The sequence below is a fragment of the Cytobacillus luteolus genome, from assembly GCF_017873715.1.
Lineage (GTDB): Bacteria > Bacillota > Bacilli > Bacillales > Bacillaceae_L > Bacillus_BV > Bacillus_BV luteola.
In genome coordinates this window covers 1-17,175 of the sequence record NZ_JAGGKM010000009.1, presented here as the reverse complement: position 1 = coordinate 17,175, position 17,175 = coordinate 1, and the positions used below count along the sequence as shown (strand labels likewise).

Annotated in this window: 25 protein-coding genes; 14 read left to right on the top strand and 11 right to left on the bottom strand. The window is 35.5% G+C overall.

The genetic code is table 11. The features are described from left to right. Window positions 1-4: 4 nt before the first annotated feature. Window positions 5-961, bottom strand: a complete 957-nt coding sequence (locus J2Z26_RS19915) for a calcium/sodium antiporter (RefSeq protein WP_193534999.1) — start codon at window positions 959-961, stop codon at window positions 5-7. A gap of 364 nt (window positions 962-1,325) precedes the next feature. Between J2Z26_RS19915 and J2Z26_RS19910 the strand changes: the two genes are divergently transcribed. The 8 genes from J2Z26_RS19910 (at window position 1,326) to J2Z26_RS19875 (ending at window position 4,976) form a co-directional block, all read left to right on the top strand. Then, window positions 1,326-1,496: a Spo0E family sporulation regulatory protein-aspartic acid phosphatase gene (locus J2Z26_RS19910; protein WP_193534998.1), complete on the top strand. Its 171-nt coding sequence runs from the start codon at window positions 1,326-1,328 to the stop codon at window positions 1,494-1,496. Continuing rightward, a complete protein-coding gene (locus tag J2Z26_RS19905) occupies window positions 1,493-1,627 on the top strand; it encodes an FbpB family small basic protein (protein ID WP_193534997.1) in 135 nt (44 codons plus the stop codon). The genes J2Z26_RS19910 and J2Z26_RS19905 overlap by 4 nt, the downstream gene beginning before the upstream one ends. Window positions 1,628-1,643: 16 nt before the next feature. Then, on the top strand, window positions 1,644-2,033 hold the full coding sequence (locus J2Z26_RS19900) for a sporulation protein (protein WP_193534996.1): 390 nt from the start codon (window positions 1,644-1,646) through the stop codon (window positions 2,031-2,033). A gap of 112 nt (window positions 2,034-2,145) precedes the next feature. Next, window positions 2,146-2,406, top strand: a complete 261-nt coding sequence (locus J2Z26_RS19895; RefSeq protein WP_193534995.1) for a metal-sensitive transcriptional regulator — start codon at window positions 2,146-2,148, stop codon at window positions 2,404-2,406. 80 nt (window positions 2,407-2,486) lie between these two features. Next, complete coding sequence (locus J2Z26_RS19890) at window positions 2,487-2,873, top strand: rhodanese-like domain-containing protein (protein WP_193534994.1); 387 nt, start codon at window positions 2,487-2,489, stop codon at window positions 2,871-2,873. A gap of 262 nt (window positions 2,874-3,135) precedes the next feature. Next, a complete protein-coding gene (locus tag J2Z26_RS22240; RefSeq protein ID WP_319638027.1) occupies window positions 3,136-4,101 on the top strand; it encodes a GNAT family N-acetyltransferase in 966 nt (321 codons plus the stop codon). A 12-nt stretch (window positions 4,102-4,113) separates the two neighbouring features. Continuing rightward, the gene (locus J2Z26_RS19880) at window positions 4,114-4,734 is read left to right on the top strand and encodes an NUDIX hydrolase (RefSeq protein ID WP_193534993.1); all 621 of its coding nucleotides are present in this window, start codon (window positions 4,114-4,116) and stop codon (window positions 4,732-4,734) included. 44 nt (window positions 4,735-4,778) lie between these two features. After that, window positions 4,779-4,976 carry a hypothetical protein gene (locus J2Z26_RS19875; protein WP_193534992.1) on the top strand — a complete coding sequence of 66 codons (198 nt, stop codon included), beginning with the start codon at window positions 4,779-4,781 and terminating at the stop codon, window positions 4,974-4,976. Window positions 4,977-5,019: 43 nt separating this feature from the next. On the opposite strand, the gene J2Z26_RS19870 is transcribed toward J2Z26_RS19875, so the two are convergent. The 3 genes from J2Z26_RS19870 to J2Z26_RS19860 are packed head-to-tail and all read right to left on the bottom strand — an operon-like array spanning window position 5,020 to window position 7,302. Beyond that, complete coding sequence (locus J2Z26_RS19870; RefSeq protein ID WP_193534991.1) at window positions 5,020-5,754, bottom strand: amino acid ABC transporter ATP-binding protein; 735 nt, start codon at window positions 5,752-5,754, stop codon at window positions 5,020-5,022. Window positions 5,755-5,774: 20 nt separating this feature from the next. Then, the gene (locus tag J2Z26_RS19865; protein ID WP_193535085.1) at window positions 5,775-6,476 is read right to left on the bottom strand and encodes an amino acid ABC transporter permease; all 702 of its coding nucleotides are present in this window, start codon (window positions 6,474-6,476) and stop codon (window positions 5,775-5,777) included. Beyond that, window positions 6,463-7,302, bottom strand: a complete 840-nt coding sequence (locus J2Z26_RS19860; protein ID WP_193534990.1) for an amino acid ABC transporter substrate-binding protein — start codon at window positions 7,300-7,302, stop codon at window positions 6,463-6,465. The genes J2Z26_RS19865 and J2Z26_RS19860 overlap by 14 nt, the downstream gene beginning before the upstream one ends. Window positions 7,303-7,450: 148 nt before the next feature. Between J2Z26_RS19860 and J2Z26_RS19855 the strand changes: the two genes are divergently transcribed. Further along, window positions 7,451-9,067, top strand: a complete 1,617-nt coding sequence (locus J2Z26_RS19855) for an ABC1 kinase family protein (protein ID WP_193534989.1) — start codon at window positions 7,451-7,453, stop codon at window positions 9,065-9,067. Between the two features lie 25 nt (window positions 9,068-9,092). After that, on the top strand, window positions 9,093-9,275 hold the full coding sequence (locus J2Z26_RS19850; RefSeq protein WP_193534988.1) for a DUF4083 family protein: 183 nt from the start codon (window positions 9,093-9,095) through the stop codon (window positions 9,273-9,275). A gap of 22 nt (window positions 9,276-9,297) precedes the next feature. Here the strand turns inward: J2Z26_RS19850 and J2Z26_RS19845 are convergent, their stop codons facing one another. Next, complete coding sequence (locus tag J2Z26_RS19845; protein WP_193534987.1) at window positions 9,298-10,056, bottom strand: NRDE family protein; 759 nt, start codon at window positions 10,054-10,056, stop codon at window positions 9,298-9,300. A gap of 123 nt (window positions 10,057-10,179) precedes the next feature. Between J2Z26_RS19845 and J2Z26_RS19840 the strand changes: the two genes are divergently transcribed. Then, window positions 10,180-10,671 (top strand): hypothetical protein, encoded by a 492-nt coding sequence (locus J2Z26_RS19840; protein WP_193534986.1) that lies wholly within the window; start codon window positions 10,180-10,182, stop codon window positions 10,669-10,671. A 40-nt stretch (window positions 10,672-10,711) separates the two neighbouring features. On the opposite strand, the gene J2Z26_RS19835 is transcribed toward J2Z26_RS19840, so the two are convergent. Then, complete coding sequence (locus J2Z26_RS19835) at window positions 10,712-11,200, bottom strand: CBO0543 family protein (protein WP_193534985.1); 489 nt, start codon at window positions 11,198-11,200, stop codon at window positions 10,712-10,714. Window positions 11,201-11,466: 266 nt separating this feature from the next. Beyond that, on the bottom strand, window positions 11,467-12,777 hold the full coding sequence (locus J2Z26_RS19830; protein WP_193534984.1) for an ATP-binding protein: 1,311 nt from the start codon (window positions 12,775-12,777) through the stop codon (window positions 11,467-11,469). A gap of 187 nt (window positions 12,778-12,964) precedes the next feature. Between J2Z26_RS19830 and J2Z26_RS19825 the strand changes: the two genes are divergently transcribed. Then, window positions 12,965-13,441, top strand: a complete 477-nt coding sequence (locus tag J2Z26_RS19825; protein WP_193534983.1) for a GNAT family N-acetyltransferase — start codon at window positions 12,965-12,967, stop codon at window positions 13,439-13,441. After that, window positions 13,438-14,208 (top strand): class I SAM-dependent DNA methyltransferase, encoded by a 771-nt coding sequence (locus J2Z26_RS19820; protein WP_193534982.1) that lies wholly within the window; start codon window positions 13,438-13,440, stop codon window positions 14,206-14,208. The genes J2Z26_RS19825 and J2Z26_RS19820 overlap by 4 nt, the downstream gene beginning before the upstream one ends. Window positions 14,209-14,311: 103 nt before the next feature. Here J2Z26_RS19820 and J2Z26_RS19815 read toward each other — a convergent pair whose 3' ends face one another. From J2Z26_RS19815 to J2Z26_RS19800, 4 genes are all read right to left on the bottom strand, one after another. Beyond that, the gene (locus J2Z26_RS19815) at window positions 14,312-14,674 is read right to left on the bottom strand and encodes a BTB/POZ domain-containing protein (protein WP_193534981.1); all 363 of its coding nucleotides are present in this window, start codon (window positions 14,672-14,674) and stop codon (window positions 14,312-14,314) included. Window positions 14,675-14,737: 63 nt separating this feature from the next. After that, complete coding sequence (locus J2Z26_RS19810; protein ID WP_193534980.1) at window positions 14,738-15,706, bottom strand: cation diffusion facilitator family transporter; 969 nt, start codon at window positions 15,704-15,706, stop codon at window positions 14,738-14,740. 12 nt (window positions 15,707-15,718) lie between these two features. After that, window positions 15,719-16,027, bottom strand: a complete 309-nt coding sequence (locus J2Z26_RS19805) for an ArsR/SmtB family transcription factor (RefSeq protein WP_193534979.1) — start codon at window positions 16,025-16,027, stop codon at window positions 15,719-15,721. Continuing rightward, entirely contained in the window at window positions 15,994-16,203 is a 210-nt protein-coding gene (locus J2Z26_RS19800; protein WP_193534978.1) for a hypothetical protein, read from the bottom strand. The genes J2Z26_RS19805 and J2Z26_RS19800 overlap by 34 nt, the downstream gene beginning before the upstream one ends. A gap of 163 nt (window positions 16,204-16,366) precedes the next feature. Here J2Z26_RS19800 and J2Z26_RS19795 point away from each other — a divergent pair, with 163 nt between their 5' ends. Then, window positions 16,367-16,855: a DinB family protein gene (locus tag J2Z26_RS19795; protein WP_193534977.1), complete on the top strand. Its 489-nt coding sequence runs from the start codon at window positions 16,367-16,369 to the stop codon at window positions 16,853-16,855. Window positions 16,856-17,175 lie beyond the last annotated feature (320 nt).

The window sequence follows — 17,175 nt, the reverse complement described above, 5'->3', positions numbered from 1 at the left end:
TGGTTTAATTTCTCAATATAATATAAATCATGTAAGCAATATACGCTGCCGCTAAGACAAAGCCTTCTGATTTAGCAATTTTGTATTGTGTTTTTGAAAAGATGAGAAGTACAACAGTTAAGATGATCATGAGGATAATATCAATGAATATTTCATCAATCACAGCAAGTGGTGAGATAAGTGAAGATGCACCAAGGACAAAGAGAATGTTAAAGATATTGCTACCCACAATGTTCCCTAAGGCAATTTCACTTTGCTTCTTAATCGCGGCAGTGATCGAAGTAATCAATTCTGGAAGTGAAGTTCCAACTGCGACAATTGTAAGACCAACAAGTGTTTGACTCATACCAAAGGAAAACGCAATCTCCGTGGCACTATCAACAACGAGATCTCCACCAAAGATAATGGCTACTAGACCCCCAACTGTAAAAAGAATATATTTTCCTATAGGACCTTTCTTTTCAATAGGAGTAGTATCTGAACTTGATTCACGGTTATTTCGTGCAACCTCAAAGATATAATACAAAAAAACTGCAAAAATAAGTAAAAATACTAGTCCATCACTTCTCGTAATTAAATTCTCATCAAATCCTTGTAATGTCATATCTGCAATAAGTACAAGAAGAGTAACGCTAGCTAATAAAGTAAATGGTATCTCTTTACGAATCGTTGTACTTTCAACCTTTAAAGGATTAATCATAGCTGTAATTCCTACGACAAGTGTAATGTTAAAAATATTGCTTCCAACTACGTTCCCAATTGCAACTCCAGCATTTCCATCAAGAGCAGCAAGGATACTTACTGTAGCTTCCGGAGAACTGGTACCAAATGCAACAATGGTCAAACCGATTAATAGTGGGGAAATCTTTAGCATTGCTGCTATGGTAGAAGAACCTTCTACAAAGTAGTCAGCACCTTTAATCAATAATGCAAATCCAACTAATAAAAGAACATATGTCATTTGCATGTACCTCATTTCTACAGACTATTTTTATCTTTCCCTATATTACCAAAGATACACTTTTTCTTCTAACAGAATTCCTCCGCTTTTTCATAATTGATCCAATAGTCTAACAAATACCAATTGACAGTTCTCTATAATTCTATTATTATTGATATATACAGTTGAATAAGTTCTCCTAAAGGGGAGTAGCTTTAACATCAAAGTCGTCATTTCGGAGTTATCATACTCTCGGCTTTGTTGGCAACCTTACCGTTGTTAGCAAGACCTTTACCAATTCGGTAAAGGTCTTTATGTATTTAAAAACCTTTACCACACTCGGTAAAGGTTTTTATTATTTTTAACTGGAAATGGGGGTTAGTTCATGAAAAATTCTCAAATCTTGCAAAATGAATATCAAATCGAAAAAGATAAACTTACCAGCTTAGTTCGGACCAATGGTTTAAATTGTGAAGAAACAATAAAACAAAGCCAGAGATTAGATGATCTAATCCTAACATTGCAATTATCATTGAAAGGGGAAAATCAAAAATGAGAAAAATGAAGTTATCATTACAAGACCTATTAAAGAAAAATAAAGAAGAACTTCTAAAAGATAAACGCGAGCTAGAACGAATTGAAAAGCGAATTGATGATAAATATAGTAAAATTGCAAGTAATAATTAAGGAGGGGGAGGGGAGAGTGATTTTAAGAAAATATTTATCACTTTTAGGTATTGGATCTGCACGGATAGATCTTATTCTGCCAAAAGAAAAATACAGACGTGGGGAAGATATTAGTGGACACTTTCTTATTCACGGAGGAACAATTGAGCAGAAAATTAGAAGAATCGATTGTGATCTAGTCATGTTAAATGAAGTATCTGGGGTAGAAAGGCTTATTGATTCTACTACAGTCCTAACTTCGAAGAAAATTGATTCGGATGAATCAAATAAAATGGCCTTCACTTTTTCTTTGCCAAAGGATATCCCCGTGAGTTCCGAAGCGGTTTCCTATCGATTTAAAACGAGGCTTACTTTCAATGAAGGTGTTGAAAGTAAAGACCAGGATCGAATTCTGGTCACTGAGTAGAACCGCTCTCTTCAACTGATGGTTTCTATACCTATCAAGGTATGTTGTCAAGAATAGTCAGGTATTGCTATAATGATTGTATCTTGATAGTACTCCTTGGAGGGAAATATAAGTGGATTATAACGACCAAATTAAAAATAGAGTAAAACGAATAGAGGGTCAGCTTAGAGGTATTTTAAAGATGATGGAAGAGAATAAGGATTGCAAAGATGTGATAACACAGCTTTCTGCTTCACGTACAGCAATTGATCGAACCATCGGGGTTATTGTTAGTTCCAATCTTGTTGAATGTGTAAAAGAAGCTAATGAGAACGGACAAAATACGGAAGAACTTGTGAAGGAAGCCGTTAACCTATTGGTTAAAAGTAGATAAGAATAAAAGAGTCAATGGCTCTTTTATTTTTATATAATAATATACCCTTATGGGTAAATGTGGGTAGGAGTTAGATAGCCATGTCAAAAAAATTACTAGTTATTATACCTATCGTTCTTGTACTCGTTTTCATGGGGATGAATATGACTAATTCAAAAGGAATCACTTCAATTACTACGGAAGAACTAGCAGAAAAGCTTGATTCAAGTACTGAGAATGTTGTATTTGTTGATGTTCGTGAAGTGGATGAATTCCAGGAAGGACATGTTGAAGGGATGATAAATGTACCACTAAGTACATTAAAAGAGAACTATAACCAAATTCCGATAGATTCAGAGATTGTTTTGTTTTGTAGAAGTGGAAATAGAAGCATGCAAGCTGCTCAAATTCTCCAAGACCTTGGATATAAAAAAATCATCAATGTTGAAGGTGGAATCATGAGTTGGACAGGACCGACAGTGAACTGAGAATCTTTTGTAGACATTCACAATTTATTCCATTATAGTGAAATTAGAAACTAGTAGAGGGGTTGTTTATGCACAGAGGTTCTAACTGTTTTTTTGATGAAGGAAAAGAAAAAGTACCCACATTTAAGGTGCTTTATTTACCTGTTCACAAAAAGTTAGGATACACTGTCATATACAACTAATCGATCGGAATTTATGAATCCATTAGACCGTAAAGACAGTGTGTTCTTTCGGTCTATTTTTAATGGAGAGGAAGGATACTGTGAAAAATATTAACCAATTTTACTATCCAAAATTAGAATCGGAAAGGTATTATCTTAGACTATTAACTCTCGATGATGCAGAAGATGTGTATAAGCATTTTGCAGATCCACAAATCACGAAATTCATGGATATTGAGCCATGCAAGGATATCCAAGAGGCAATTAAAATCATTACATACCACATTAAGGATCGCGGTTGTCGCTGGGGAATTTATGAAAAGGTATCAAATCAATTTGTTGGGACATGTGGATATCATTATATAAGAGACAGTAAAAATCAAGTAATCGCAGAGGTTGGTTTCGATTTAGCTAAAGCTTTTTGGGGAAAAGGAATCATGACAGAAGTGATGCATACTGTACTAGATTATGGATTTAAAGAATTAGGCTTTGATGTAATTGATGCCACCGTAGAGCTTGAAAATCAAAAATCTCTTGTACTTATGCATAAATTAGGATTTACTCAGTCAGTGGAATTAAAAGATGGTTTGGTTTATTTTTATTTAGTAAAAGATAGTGTGGAAGATTACGAAATAAGGCTTATTAATAATCTATTAGAAGTTAATTATCTAGAATTAGTCAATGAAAGTAAATCTGAAGGGTTTCGATTTTTGGAAAGGCTTGTTTTTGACTATAAATCAGGCTCGAACACCTTCAGCAAGCCAGGAGAAGTGTTGTACGGCTTATTCAATAGAGCAGGGTTACTAGTTGCAATTGGTGGCTTAACAATTGATCCTTATGCTGGTGATAACAAAATTGGTCGGCTTCGTAGATTCTATGTAGCAAGAAATGAACGAAGAAAAGGACTTGGCAGGCTACTTGTTGATACGATTTTACAGGAAGCAAGAACTAAATTTAAAATTATTGTCCTTTATACTGATACGGAAGAGGCATCCCAATTTTATAGAAGAATAGGGTTTATAAAGGAAGGCAAGTATCCGAACTCTTCGTTTTATATTAACTTGTGAGGAGCAATATTGATGGAATCAGAATTGATTAAGATTTTTGACGAAGATCGAAATCCGATTGGGGTAGCAACAAGAGAAGAAGTTCATAAGAATGGATATTGGCATGAAACTTTTCATTGTTGGTTAATTCAACAAGAAAAAGACCAGCTATATGTATATTTGCAATTAAGAAGTCCTGTGAAAAAAGACTATCCTACTCTTTTAGATATTACAGCGGCAGGGCACATACTATCACACGAAACGGTAGAAGATGGCATTAGAGAAATTAAAGAAGAAATAGGAATAGATGTAAACATGGAAGAACTCATTTCGGTTGGGGTCATTGATTATTCTGTCATCAAAGGCGAATTTATTGATAAAGAACTAGCGCATGTTTATTTATGTAAAGGTGAATTCGGGTTTAAGGATTTCACCATTCAACGTGAAGAAGTTTCTGGAATTTACAGGGTTACTATAGATGATTTCGAGCAGTTATGGCTTGGTAATCTAAATGAAGTACCTGCTATAGGGTTTGAAGAAAGTGGACTAGGAGAAAGAATGTCTATTGATAAATCTGTAACAAAGGCTGACTTTGTTCCCCATGAAAAGTCATACTATGAGAAGGTAATCCGTTCAATAAGGAAGCTTGTATGATAAACTATAAATAAGACTTATTAGTGAATAGGAGTAGAAACAGCATGTCTAACTTACAAAAGCGTTATGATGAACTTCAGGATGAATTAGGACAATTACTAGGTATGAGCGAGCCTACTGAAGAGTCTAGAAAAAGAGCAAATGACATACTAGATGAATTAGAAGAATTAACCAAAGATATGATGAACGAAATGATGGAGAAAGTGAAGGAAGAAAGAGAAAAGATTAGTAAGGATCTTTGATAGTGGTTGATGAGGACCCACTTGCACCTGAGTGGGTCTTTTTCTAATGTATTAAACGCAGAAATTGTTTGGTGCGTTCTTCTCTGGGATTAGAAAATATCTGACTTGGTTTGCCTTTTTCAATAATTACGCCTTGATCCATGAATAATACCTCGTCAGCGACTTCCTTCGCAAATCTCATCTCATGAGTAACAACAACCATGGTCATTCCCTCACTAGCAAGATCCTTCATTACTTTTAAAACTTCTCCTACAAGCTCTGGATCTAAAGCTGATGTTGGCTCATCAAACAACATGACTTTTGGTTCCATTGCTAGGGCTCTTGCAATGCCAACACGTTGTTGTTGCCCTCCAGAAAGCTGGAAAGGATAAAAATCCATCTTGTCGCCCAATCCAACTTTCTCTAACAGGATGCGTGCTCGATCTTCAACCTGTGATTTCTCCTCTTTGTTAACAATAATTGGCCCTTCCATTACATTTTCTAGGGCAGTTTTATGAGGAAAGAGATTGTAGTTTTGAAACACCATTCCAGTTAACCGGCGAAACGGAGGTATTTGACCTTTGGCGACTTTCTTATTAAAATCCAACGTTTGTTGATTAATTGATAACATTCCCTTTGTTGGAACCTCTAGTATATTTAAACAACGAAGAAATGTTGTTTTTCCTGAGCCAGATGGGCCGATGACAACAATAACCTTCCCTTTTTGGATATCTATATCTATTCCTTTTAAAACCTGAAGCTCTCCAAATGTTTTATGTAAATCACGAATTTGTATCATTGCTCGAGCTCCTTTCACAACTATCTTGAAACATAACGATCTAGTTTATGTTCAAGCTTTGCTTGTCCAATGGAAAGGATAAAGCAAATCGCCCAATAAATCAGGGCAGCTTGAGTATATAAAAGCAAAAACTCATAGTTGGTTGCTGCAATCTCCTGTGCTCGTCGGAACATTTCTGTTACCAGAATTAATGAGGCCAAAGACGTATCTTTTACCAGACTAATAAAAGTGTTCGATAGGGGAGGAATGGACACCCTTGATGCTTGTGGAAGAATGATTCGCTTTAATGCCTGTTGATATGACATACCAACGGAGTATGCTGCTTCCCACTGCCCTTTTGGTATTGACAGAATAGCAGCCCTAATAATTTCAGATGCGTAGGCTCCAACATTCAATGAAAAGCCAATAATAGCAGCAGGAAAGGGGTCTATCACGACTCCAACTGTTGGTAATCCATAAAAAAGAATAAAAAGTTGGACTAGTAATGGTGTGCCTCGTATGGCAGAGACATAAAATCTAGCTATGATCTCAAATGGTTTTATACTAGAGATCCTAGCTAAAGCAGTTAGCACTGCTAGAATGATCCCAAAACTAAAGGAAAGTAACGTAAGCGGTATTGTATAAACAATTGCACCCTCCAACAATGGTTGAAGGGAGTTTAATGCAATTGTTGTTAGCCTTTCTAATCGTTCAGGGTTTGTAAAAATACTATTTAAGAACATTCTCGCCAAACCATTCTTTAGAAATCTCTTGATATGTCCCATCATCAATCATTTCTTGCAAAGCTTTGTTCACTTCATCCACTAGGTCTCCGCTACCTTTTCTGAACATGAATCCACTTTGTGAGGCTTCTTCATGTGTAGCCGCAATTTTCACAGGAGCATCAGGTCGTTGTTTTAAAAAGTCCAATACGGTTAATTTGTCGTTAATAGTAGCATCAACTCGTTTTGAAATTAACAGTTCAATTGATTGATTAAAGCCATCAACTCCAACGATCTCAGCCTCGAAGGCTTTTGCAAGGTCTGCAAAGTTACTTGTTAAGGACTGTGCTGATTGTAAGCCTTTTATGTCTTCAAAACGATTTACATCTTTATTATCTAAATGAGTAACTAAAACCGCAGAGGATGTAATATAAGGATCCGAAAAATCATATTTATCTTGACGGTCTGGTCTAATTCCAACCTGATTGGCAATCATGTCAAATCTTTTTGCATCAAGGCCTGCAAACATAGCGTCCCATTGAGTTTCCTTAAATTCAGGAGTAACACCTATTCGTGTTGCAATCTCTTTAGCTATTTCTACATCAAAGCCGGTTAAATCACCTGCATCATTGTGAAATGTAAATGGTGGATAGGTACCTTCTGTACCAATTAAAAGTACACCTTCATCCTTTACCTTTTGGAGTAAGCCATCGCTTTTTTCTTCTTTGTTTTCTTTTTCCTCCTGCTTATTTGCATCAGTTGCTTCATCTTCAGGCGGTGCACAAGAAAACAGAATAACTAAAGAACATACTAACACCATCAATAACCAAAGTTGTTTCTTATTCATAACCTCACCTCGTAGTATTTTTTACAGGTAGTGTTTGTTTATTTCTACAAAATAATTCCATTCGATTTTAATAATTGGAGTAAATAAATGGATGCTTATGGTAAAATTGAAGAGGTTTTAATTAATATGAGAATGAGGTAAGTTGCTTATGAAAAAACATTCTAAGTTGCTTCGAATGTATAAAATATTATCTATGGCATTTGTTATCTTTATAAAAATCTATTGGTTTAAGATTCGAAGAAAACCAGAGTCAGAGTGGGAGAAACTGTGGGGAGATATTGGTAAAAGGTTTAAAGAAACACTTGTTGACTTAGAGGGGCTTCTCATAAAAATAGGTCAATTCCTTAGTATTCGAGGAGACTTATTACCAAAAAGTTTTATCTCTCAAATAGAGGATTTAGTTGATAAAGTACCACCATCAAAGTGGAATGATATTGAATTCATTTTAGAGGAGGAATGGGAAGGTAGTATTGAAGGATTTTTTTCTTCCATTCATCCTGAGGCAATAGCCTCAGCATCCATCGGTGAAGTGTATCAAGGTGTATTACTGGATGGGACAAAAGTTGCTGTAAAAGTACAACGTCCAACTATTGCTAGCATTGTAAAGACAGATTTTCGTTCCCTAGCGATTATTTTTTGGTTTGCTGATCATTTTGTACCTGTTCCTAGAGGTTTCATAAACTTCAAGGTACTATTTCAAGAGCTTAAGCATGTCATTGAAAGAGAGCTAGATTATCACAAAGAGCTTGAAACACTTTTATATTTTAAAAGTAGATTTAAAGAGGTTGAGGGAGTAAAAATACCGGAAATCTATCCAGAATTATGCACATCCAGGGTGCTTGTTATGGAGTGGGTTGAGGGTAGAAGAGTAACTGATAATAAAGCACTCAATGAGTTACAAATTAACCGTGGAAATCTTGCAAAGCGACTTTTACATGTTTTTCTTCCACAGTGGCTTGAGCCTGGAATCTTTCATGCAGACCCTCATCCTGGGAATGTATTGATTGATCAAAATGGAAACCTCATTCTTCTAGATTTTGGAATGATTGGCGAAATTTCTAAAAAGGATGCTGCAACTTTTCAAACATTAATTGAGGGGATTGTTGTAAAGGACTATGCAAAAGTCGTGAATGGATTGTCTAATCTAGGATTCCTCCTACCTGAAGCAGATCTAAAATCAATGGAGAAACTACTATCTGAAATGCTGGCAATCGACTTTACCAAAATAAAAGAGATGGATATGTTTGCGGTTAAAAAGGAAATGAATGATATTGTACATACACTACCCATTCAAGTTCCGACTCGGTTTGTTTTCTTAGGTCGATCTTATGTAACAATTGAGGGTATGCTACTCTCCATAGCTCCTGATGAGGAGTTAGTCGACTTATTTAAACCTGTATTAACAGACTGGCTGAAAACACAAGGCTCAAATAAATGGACGTTCCTATGGCAATGGGTACAATCACAACCTCTATTCAAGGTTCTTCACTCTGTAGGAGAGTTTCTAGATCTGCCAAACCGAATGGAGAACTTAAAAGAAAATGAGCAGAGAAGACAGTTTCGCTTTACCGTGTTTGAAAATTATAAGAAGCAATTATCCTACTTCGGTTTAGCGGGAGTAGGTGGAAGCTTCCTTGGATTGGCCATTAACCATTTACCAATTATACAAATATCCTCAGGAATAATGGGTGTTTCATTTATCGGGTACCTATTTGTTAATACGAAGCAAAAAAAATGGATGAGATTTATGCAAGATAGGGACTAATTATTTTATAGAGAGGTTGTTATAATTGAACATCACAGAAATCGTATTTCAACTAATCATTTTTTTATTAGTTATCTTATTTTTTGTATCTATCGGAGCATTTGTAAGATCACTCTTCAAAAATCAGAGATCTAATGAACAGCAAAGCTCACAGATTGAGCAAAAGCTTGATCGAATTATAGAACTTCTAGAGAAGGATAAAAAATAGAAGTAGGGTTGTTAGACCCCACTTATCGTTTAATCGTATAGTTCTGATCGCTTACTCCGGACGTTGAATAAGTTCGCTCTATGTACTGTATCTCTTTGTCAGTCATTAATAAAACAGTAGAGCATCTTGTACCATAGCCTTCGCCGCTGATAATAAACAATGGAGAAAGCCTTCGTTCCCACTCTAGTGATACACCTGTAGTTGGAAGAAGTTGATCAGGAACTGGATCAGTATTTTGTAAGAGCATAAAAAGATCTTCAACCATTGAATCGGTATCTTGGTTGCTAATTCTTGCTAATCCCTCTTTGCCACGTGTCACCTTTGGCCATTCGGTATCTAATAAATGATTACTTACACCATAGATTCCAGACTCAAGTTGTTTAATCTTATTTTCAATATTTGAATAGTAGAAAAGTTTATTGGAATCGTATGCAATAAAATTAAATCCAGGGTACTTCCTACGTTCCATAGCGATCCTTTCCATATACTGCTTTGAAGAGATGGATGTATTTAGAAAATAGGATACTAGATCGCCACGGGAGCGTTTCCCTGCTGTATCCTCCATAGGGTCACGATAATTTGTCAATGCTGCAAAACGCCCGGTTGTACTTACACCCATCCAAGTACCCATCGCTTTAAGGTCTCGGCCCGCAAGTATCATTGAGTTATCCTTCCAAAAATGAGCGGGTGCAGTAGGTCTTTCGTAAAACTCATCTCGGTTTGCAGCAACAATTAATTTGTAGGTTGGATGAGTGTTGTACGAAAATAGAATTAAACACACCGAAAATCACAGCCTTTTTCTATTTAGTATACCTTTAATTTTGAAAGCAATAAAACTGAAACTAATAATTGCAACTAATCGTCCAATAATGATAGATGGGATATAAATGAGGAGGGTATGTGCATGAAACTAATAAAGTGGGGGTTTCTAGTTCTTTTAACAATGATCTTGATTTCCTTATACCTGAATATGGGACCAGGCAGTCCAAGGAATTCTGCCAACAAATTTTTTACTAAGATCGAGGAGGGTCATTATGAAGAGGCCTTTGATTATGTGTATTTTCATGATAATGCGTACGATGAGGATGTGACAATTACATATGATGAAGCTAGAGAAAATTGGGTTAGTCGGGTTGAGCAATTGAAAGCTGAAGGGAATTTCATAAAGTCCTATAGCGGAATTGAAATTCGGTCAAATGATGGTTATCCACAAGGGTATGTTACTTTAACAGTAGTTGAAAATGGAAAAGAGCGCATTTATGAAGACGTAGCTATCTCATTTGTGCATAACAAGAGTGAAGACAAATGGCAAGTAGGTAATCTACAGTCATTTGAATCAAATGTAGGGGAGCAGAATGCATGGGAAAAAGCATATCGAGGATATGTGGGGGAATAAGAGGGGAGACTTTTCAGCTTGTTATCCGAAAAGTTACTTCTTAAATAGAGATAGTTCTTTTATTTGTTTTGCGTATGAAAGCAATGATAGCCCTACACACCAAAAGCTTAATTACTAAGCTAATAAAAGAATGCTCCCAAGACCAGCCTTTTCTCCATGAAATCAAATTTGTCTTTTTGGCTGCAAACGTTTCAATAAGAACTTGTGGTATTACAAATGGGAAAAGTTTTAAAAGCATACCCAAGGGTTTGCTATTCAATGTCCACTGATTATAATACAGAAGAATTAAAGGATATTGCACATAATCGAACGGTAAGTGTATGGAAAATTTCTTATCAAAAGGCCTGATTCTATATTTTAGATATCCTTTTGACACAAGATATCGGTCAGCCATTGAATTTCCTATGATGCTAACTAGATAGACAATGACCCAATCTTTAAACGATTTTTTCACAATCGCGAAGGGTAATAGAAAGATACAAATCAATGTTGAGACTGTTAAAAAAGCAACTTCGGATTTTCTATTCATATTGGACACCTCCATTTATAGTTTGTCATTTTCTAGAAATGGTATGTATGTTTTCTTTGTACTAATAATTTGTCAGGAAGAGGGAGACATTATGGCAACACATAAAGTACCATTGTTCAATTTAGATGGAACACTTTCAGATTCGGCTGAAGGGCAGGCGAGATGTTTATCATGAGTTGGAATTAGTTTTTGAGCGAATGGAATGTTTAGAAGTATAACCAAAAAAAACTCCCACAATCCTTAATTAGTGAGAGTTAGTTCTTCTCTTAACTTACATTTTCAGTAATAGCAGGTAAGTGACAAGGAAGAATGACTTCAAATGTTGTGCCAACTTTAACTTGGCTTGTGATATGTATTTTTCCTCGGTGGTTTTCAATAATCTTAAAACAAATGGTAAGCCCAAGACCTGTCCCTTTTTCTTTGGTTGTATAGAACGGTTGTCCAATTTTCCTTAGGGTATCTGGTGATATTCCACTTCCTTCATCTCTAAAATAAATTGACACAAATTCATTATTTGTAGCCAAATAAATATGTATTTTTCCACCAGTTGTCATAGATTCAATGCCGTTTTTTAAAATATTTATAAATACTTGCTTCAACTGATTTTCTTCGCCATATACCCAAACAGGTTCAATGCCAGTTTCTTTTATTAATTCAATACTTTTCATATTTGCTTCAGAGCTTATAAGGGCCAATACGTGGTCCAGGGTCAGAACAAGGTCGATTTTATCAAATAAAATGGTTTGCGGTTTTGAAAGCATAAGCATTTCATTTAGAACAAGTTCAATTCTCTTCATCTCAGAAAAAATGATCTCTAAATATTCATCTTTTAAATGCTTTTGTTCTTGTAGTAATTGTAAGAATCCGTTTATGGAGGTTAAAGGATTTCTAACCTCATGTGCAATAGCTGCTGACATTTGTGCAATCACACTTAATTTATCTGATTTTATAGCCAAATCTTCGTTTATTTGTAGTAATTCTTTTTCAGATATTTTCCATTCGGTAATGTCGGTTAGAGTCCCAACGGTAGATATCGTTTCATTATTTGAGTTGAAGTTAATTTTAGTATTTATTTGTAACCAAATAAAACCACCATCTTTTTTACGAAAGCGAAGTTCTTCTTGCAATACCTTCTCTTTTTTTTGATAATAACTTGTAGCTTTTTCGGTGGCTATTGCTAAATCTTCAGGATAGATAAACAGAAAGATACTATTACCTATCGTTTCTTGTACAGTAAAACCTGTTAACCTTTCCCATTGGGAGTTTAATAGTGTAATAACACCCTGACAGTCTGTTTGATAGACGACTTGGTTAAGGTTTTCAAAAACGTAGGTAGTTGATTCTGATAACTTTTTATAATCTTCTTCACTACTCTTTAGTTCTCTCAGCAGAACCTTTGATTTATCATAATAGGATGCAAGCCACCATACAACTAAAGCAACAATGACAGTGTAAGAAGCGTCTAGTAATAGATTAAATGAATAGTTATTGTAGTAATAATAGATGAAGTTCCAAATAGAAATGGCAAAAATAAATGTTATGGTTGCTATAAGTCTACCTCTATATTTTTCAAGCATAGTCATTCACCTATTTCTATAAAAATATTAAATTAACTATACATGAAATTGTAGAATAATGAAACGGTATTTGATTGAAAATTAGAAACTTTACAATTAGTTTATAATGTAAGACTGTATGAAGAGGAAGTGAGGAATGTAGAACCTTAATTAAAGGTTTTTTAATTAGAGGGAAGGGATAGTAAAAATGTCGATAAATATAATAGATATTACAAATTCAGTGGTAGCAAAGGCTGTACTAGATGTGCAAATTCCGGCTTATCAGGTGGAGGCTGAAATCATTCAATTTTATGACCTTCCTCCATTAAAGGATACAGTCGAAAGTTTGACTCAGTGTGGAGAAACATTTATTGGATTTTACATAGACGGAGAACTGTGTGGAGTCATTTCTTATAAGATAGAGAATACAGTAATTGATATCCATAGATTAGTGGTTCATCCACGTCATTTTCGTAAAGGGATTGCGAAGGGGTTATTAGAGTTTGTAGAGAGTTCATTTAATGCTTCATACTCTTTGACTGTATCAACAGGTGCTAAAAATAGCCCAGCGATTACGTTTTATAACAAAAATGGTTTCACAAAGACCAAAGAAATACCAATAACGGAAGGTCTAACAATAGCCTGTTTTAGGAAGTATATCAAAACTGAAGGTGGTTCCAATTGAAAAATAATCTAGAAGAATACAATGACCCAACTTTATATGACTTAGAAAATGAATCCTATAAAGAGGATATACCATTCTTGTTAAAGTTTGCGTCGAGGATAGATGGACCTATCATTGACTTAGCCTGCGGTACAGGAAGAGCTACAATTCCACTTGCGGAAGAGAATCATCAATTAATTGGCATCGATCTTCATCGAGGAATGTTAAATGAAGCAAGGAGGAAAGCTTCAGAATTACAGTTATCTATTGATTGGATACTCCAAGATTGCACTAAGTTAAAACTTCCTATGAAAAGTAAACTAATCTATTCTGTGGGGAATTCATTTCAACATTTTCTTTCAAATGAGGAACAAGATGGCCTGCTCTTCTCGGTTTATCAACATTTAGAAACAGACGGTATCTTCATTTTTAATACCCGATTTCCAAGTGAAGAGGAGTTACTTCAACCGAGTACTGAAGAGTATTGGAGAACATATGAAGATCTTGAAACTTTATGTAAAGTTGATGTATATACAATAAGTTCTTATGATTCACTCCTACAGGTTCAAGATTACACAACGATTAGAAGGTTCAAAAATGAAAATGAAGAGGTAATTAATGAATCGAGAACCAACATTAGCTTGCGTTATGTTTTTCCAAAAGAGATGGAACGTGTTTTATCCTCAAATGGCTTTGAAATAGTTAAAGTATATGAGGATTGGAATGAAACTCCTTTAACGAGTGAAAGCACTCGAATGATTTATGTTTGTAAAAAAATAGCGAAATAGGGTAGTAGTATGAAAGAAACATGAAATAATAAAAAAAGGACCTTACGAACGTCTCCTACGTAATTTATTTACTGTAGGAAGTTCATAGGTCCTTTACGTTATTCTAGTAATAAAACGGGAATGGGAAAATGAATGGGAAGACAAATGTTGAATATGGAAAGCGACGACGTCGGAAGCGGCGATATCTTCTTCTTGGTCTTCCATAACCATAACCATACCCATCGTATCCGTCATAGCCACCAAATCCACCATATCCGCCGATTCCGAAGCGCATATCTGTCATATCCTCTTGAACTTCCTCCGGGACCATCATTTCGACACCATTTTCATCCATATCTGTAATGATACCTTCGACCTGTGACCCATCTGCTAATTGACCAGTAACATAATAATTCATGTATCTTTGACAAGCGTTTTGAACATCCATAGGATTTGTCATCCCAGGATAACCATATTGATTGTACATGAACATCCCTCCTTTGCATAAATATGATATTCACCTATGAGAGAAGGGGTTCCATGTCCATATCTAAAAAATACACTCATTATACTTTTTCATACAAAGTGTTTCTTTATGCTGAATCTTTGAAGTTTCAATTTGAATGGTGGTGTGCACAATGTGGAATTTATCTTTGATTTTATCAATTGCATGTTGTAGAATTTCCTGACTATCTATCTGGTCTTCTATCACCATATGACAGCTTAATGAATCTAAACCTGATGTGATCGTCCAGATGTGAAGGTCGTGAATATCTTTAACGCCAGTGATTTGTAATAGTTCATTTTTTACCTCGTGTTGATTAAGGGTAGTCGGAGTTCCTTCCATTAGGATATGGATTGAATGTAGTATGACGCCCCATGCACTTTTTAGAATTAGAAGGGCCACGATTACTGAGATGATGGGGTCTGCAATGTACCATGAAAACATTAACATCACAATTCCTGCGATTATAGCACCTACTGAACCTAATGCATCTCCCAAGACGTGTAGGTAAGCACTTCGTAGATTTACGTTATTCTTCACATCACCTTTTCGGATTAGTGCCCAGGCACTTACTAAATTTGCAAACAATCCAACAGAAGCTATGATGATCATAGTACCACTTGCAACTGTTGGAGGGGCTAAAAAGCGTTCGAAGGCTTCCCAAACAATAAAGCCCGCGATGATAAATAAGGAAACTCCATTAAACAAAGCTGCTAAAATTTCAACGCGGTAAAACCCATAGGTCTTTTTAGGTGAAGGTGGTCTTGAAGCAAACCAAATTGCTATTAAGCTTAATAATAAAGAACTTGCGTCACTTAACATATGACCAGCATCACTTAATAAAGCCAAACTATTCGTTAATAAACCTCCAAAAAACTCAAGAAGCATTATGCTAGTGGTAATTACTAAAGCTATAAGTAAACCTTTTTTATTTCCTTCTCTAGTAATCTCGAAATGATGGTGGTGATCATGATGATGATCGTGACCATGGTGATGATGATGATGATGAGCCATACTCATTCCCCCTTAGGTGTGGTCTATATGCGATAGAACTTGGTTTAAGATTTCTATGACATGTTCATCGTCATATGTATAAAAAAACGTGTTGCCTTCTCGACGATATTTAACCAATCTAAGATTTCTTAATAAGCTAAGCTGGTGAGAAACAGCTGATTGAGTCATTTCGAGGACCTCAACCATATGGCTAACAGAACACTCCTCTTGAGAGAGTAAATATAAGATTTTAATTCTAGTAGGGTCAGATAATGCCTTAAAGATGCGTGATGCTTCATCAATGGTTTCTAATGGTAAAATTGTGTGTTCATCTTTTTCCATTGTAAATCCTCTCTATCTGTTAGATAAAATATGTTGATATAAATGGTGAGCATCTTCACCAACACCAAAAAGAAGAGCAGAGCCTCTTTTGGATTGCCAAGAACCTTCTTCTTTAGGTAATAACACATGGCCAATCCAGCTTGACTTGCCCCTACGATAATTACGTCATATATCATTTAATTTCACCCTTATTAAAGTATATGAGCATATGTTCATATGCTTTAGTTTATGCAAGAAATGATTTATTGTCAATAACTAGAAAAATAAATGTTATGTCTGGTTAATACATGGTATTTTAATAATAGTAAGCAAATTTGTTTGAAAATAGGGGATGAGGAAATGGAAGAAAATTATAGAGTAAGAGAGGCTTTGTTAGCAAGTGTAAGCTCTATTGATGATACTCAATTAAATAAACGTCCCAATAGTACAAAGTGGTCAATAATGGAGGTGTTAGAGCACTTGTTCTTAATTGAAATGGTAGTTGCAAATGCAATTACAGAGCAAATACAGAATGAGCAAAGTGTAAGAGCAGAGGACAAACCTATCCAATTTACTGTTGATCGCCGACATAAAGTGAAAGCTCCAAGTTTTATTGAACCATCTGGGGATTTTTTATCTTTAGAAGAAGTAACAATGAAGCTGGCAAAATCACGTGAAGCACTAGTCAATGCAGTCGCTAATGTTGAGGAAAGTGTATTGGAGCAAAAATCCTATCCTCATCCTGTATTTGGCCCGTTAAGCCTGAAACAATGGATTCCGTTTGTCGGGCTGCATGAGAAGAGACATCTTGAGCAAATTGAAGAGATTAAAGCGAAGTTGGAAATCTAGGAAAAAGAGATGGAGCATTTTTGAACCCTCATTTGAATAAAAAGGTCAAAGAGAGGTCGCATAAATCAGTTTTTGAGCCCTCGACATTGTGAAATGAACAAAGCGAGGTCACATAAATCAGTTTATGAGCCCTCGACATTGTGAAATGAACAAAGCGAGGTCACATAAATCAGTTTATGAACCCTCGAAAGTGTGAAACGAACAAAGCGAGGTCACATAAATCAATTTATGAACCCTCGAAAGTGTGAAACGAACAAAGCGAGGTCACATAAATCAGTTTATGAACCCTCAAAAGAGTGAAACCAAGAAAGTGAGGTCAC

Bases quoted from the DNA above. Each gene is read 5' to 3' on its own strand.
- J2Z26_RS19915 (WP_193534999.1), bottom strand. From the start codon at position 961: ATGACATATGTTCTTTTATTAGTTGGATTTGCATTATTGATTAAAGGT.
- J2Z26_RS19910 (WP_193534998.1), top strand. From the start codon at position 1,326: ATGAAAAATTCTCAAATCTTGCAAAATGAATATCAAATCGAAAAAGAT.
- J2Z26_RS19905 (WP_193534997.1), top strand. From the start codon at position 1,493: ATGAGAAAAATGAAGTTATCATTACAAGACCTATTAAAGAAAAATAAA.
- J2Z26_RS19890 (WP_193534994.1), top strand. From the start codon at position 2,487: ATGTCAAAAAAATTACTAGTTATTATACCTATCGTTCTTGTACTCGTT.
- J2Z26_RS19880 (WP_193534993.1), top strand. From the start codon at position 4,114: ATGGAATCAGAATTGATTAAGATTTTTGACGAAGATCGAAATCCGATT.
- J2Z26_RS19875 (WP_193534992.1), top strand. From the start codon at position 4,779: ATGTCTAACTTACAAAAGCGTTATGATGAACTTCAGGATGAATTAGGA.
- J2Z26_RS19870 (WP_193534991.1), bottom strand. From the start codon at position 5,754: ATGATACAAATTCGTGATTTACATAAAACATTTGGAGAGCTTCAGGTT.
- J2Z26_RS19865 (WP_193535085.1), bottom strand. From the start codon at position 6,476: ATGTTCTTAAATAGTATTTTTACAAACCCTGAACGATTAGAAAGGCTA.
- J2Z26_RS19860 (WP_193534990.1), bottom strand. From the start codon at position 7,302: ATGAATAAGAAACAACTTTGGTTATTGATGGTGTTAGTATGTTCTTTA.
- J2Z26_RS19855 (WP_193534989.1), top strand. From the start codon at position 7,451: ATGAAAAAACATTCTAAGTTGCTTCGAATGTATAAAATATTATCTATG.
- J2Z26_RS19840 (WP_193534986.1), top strand. From the start codon at position 10,180: ATGAAACTAATAAAGTGGGGGTTTCTAGTTCTTTTAACAATGATCTTG.
- J2Z26_RS19835 (WP_193534985.1), bottom strand. From the start codon at position 11,200: ATGAATAGAAAATCCGAAGTTGCTTTTTTAACAGTCTCAACATTGATT.
- J2Z26_RS19830 (WP_193534984.1), bottom strand. From the start codon at position 12,777: ATGCTTGAAAAATATAGAGGTAGACTTATAGCAACCATAACATTTATT.
- J2Z26_RS19825 (WP_193534983.1), top strand. From the start codon at position 12,965: ATGTCGATAAATATAATAGATATTACAAATTCAGTGGTAGCAAAGGCT.
- J2Z26_RS19815 (WP_193534981.1), bottom strand. From the start codon at position 14,674: ATGTACAATCAATATGGTTATCCTGGGATGACAAATCCTATGGATGTT.
- J2Z26_RS19810 (WP_193534980.1), bottom strand. From the start codon at position 15,706: ATGGCTCATCATCATCATCATCACCATGGTCACGATCATCATCATGAT.
- J2Z26_RS19805 (WP_193534979.1), bottom strand. From the start codon at position 16,027: ATGGAAAAAGATGAACACACAATTTTACCATTAGAAACCATTGATGAA.
- J2Z26_RS19800 (WP_193534978.1), bottom strand. From the start codon at position 16,203: ATGATATATGACGTAATTATCGTAGGGGCAAGTCAAGCTGGATTGGCC.
- J2Z26_RS19795 (WP_193534977.1), top strand. From the start codon at position 16,367: ATGGAAGAAAATTATAGAGTAAGAGAGGCTTTGTTAGCAAGTGTAAGC.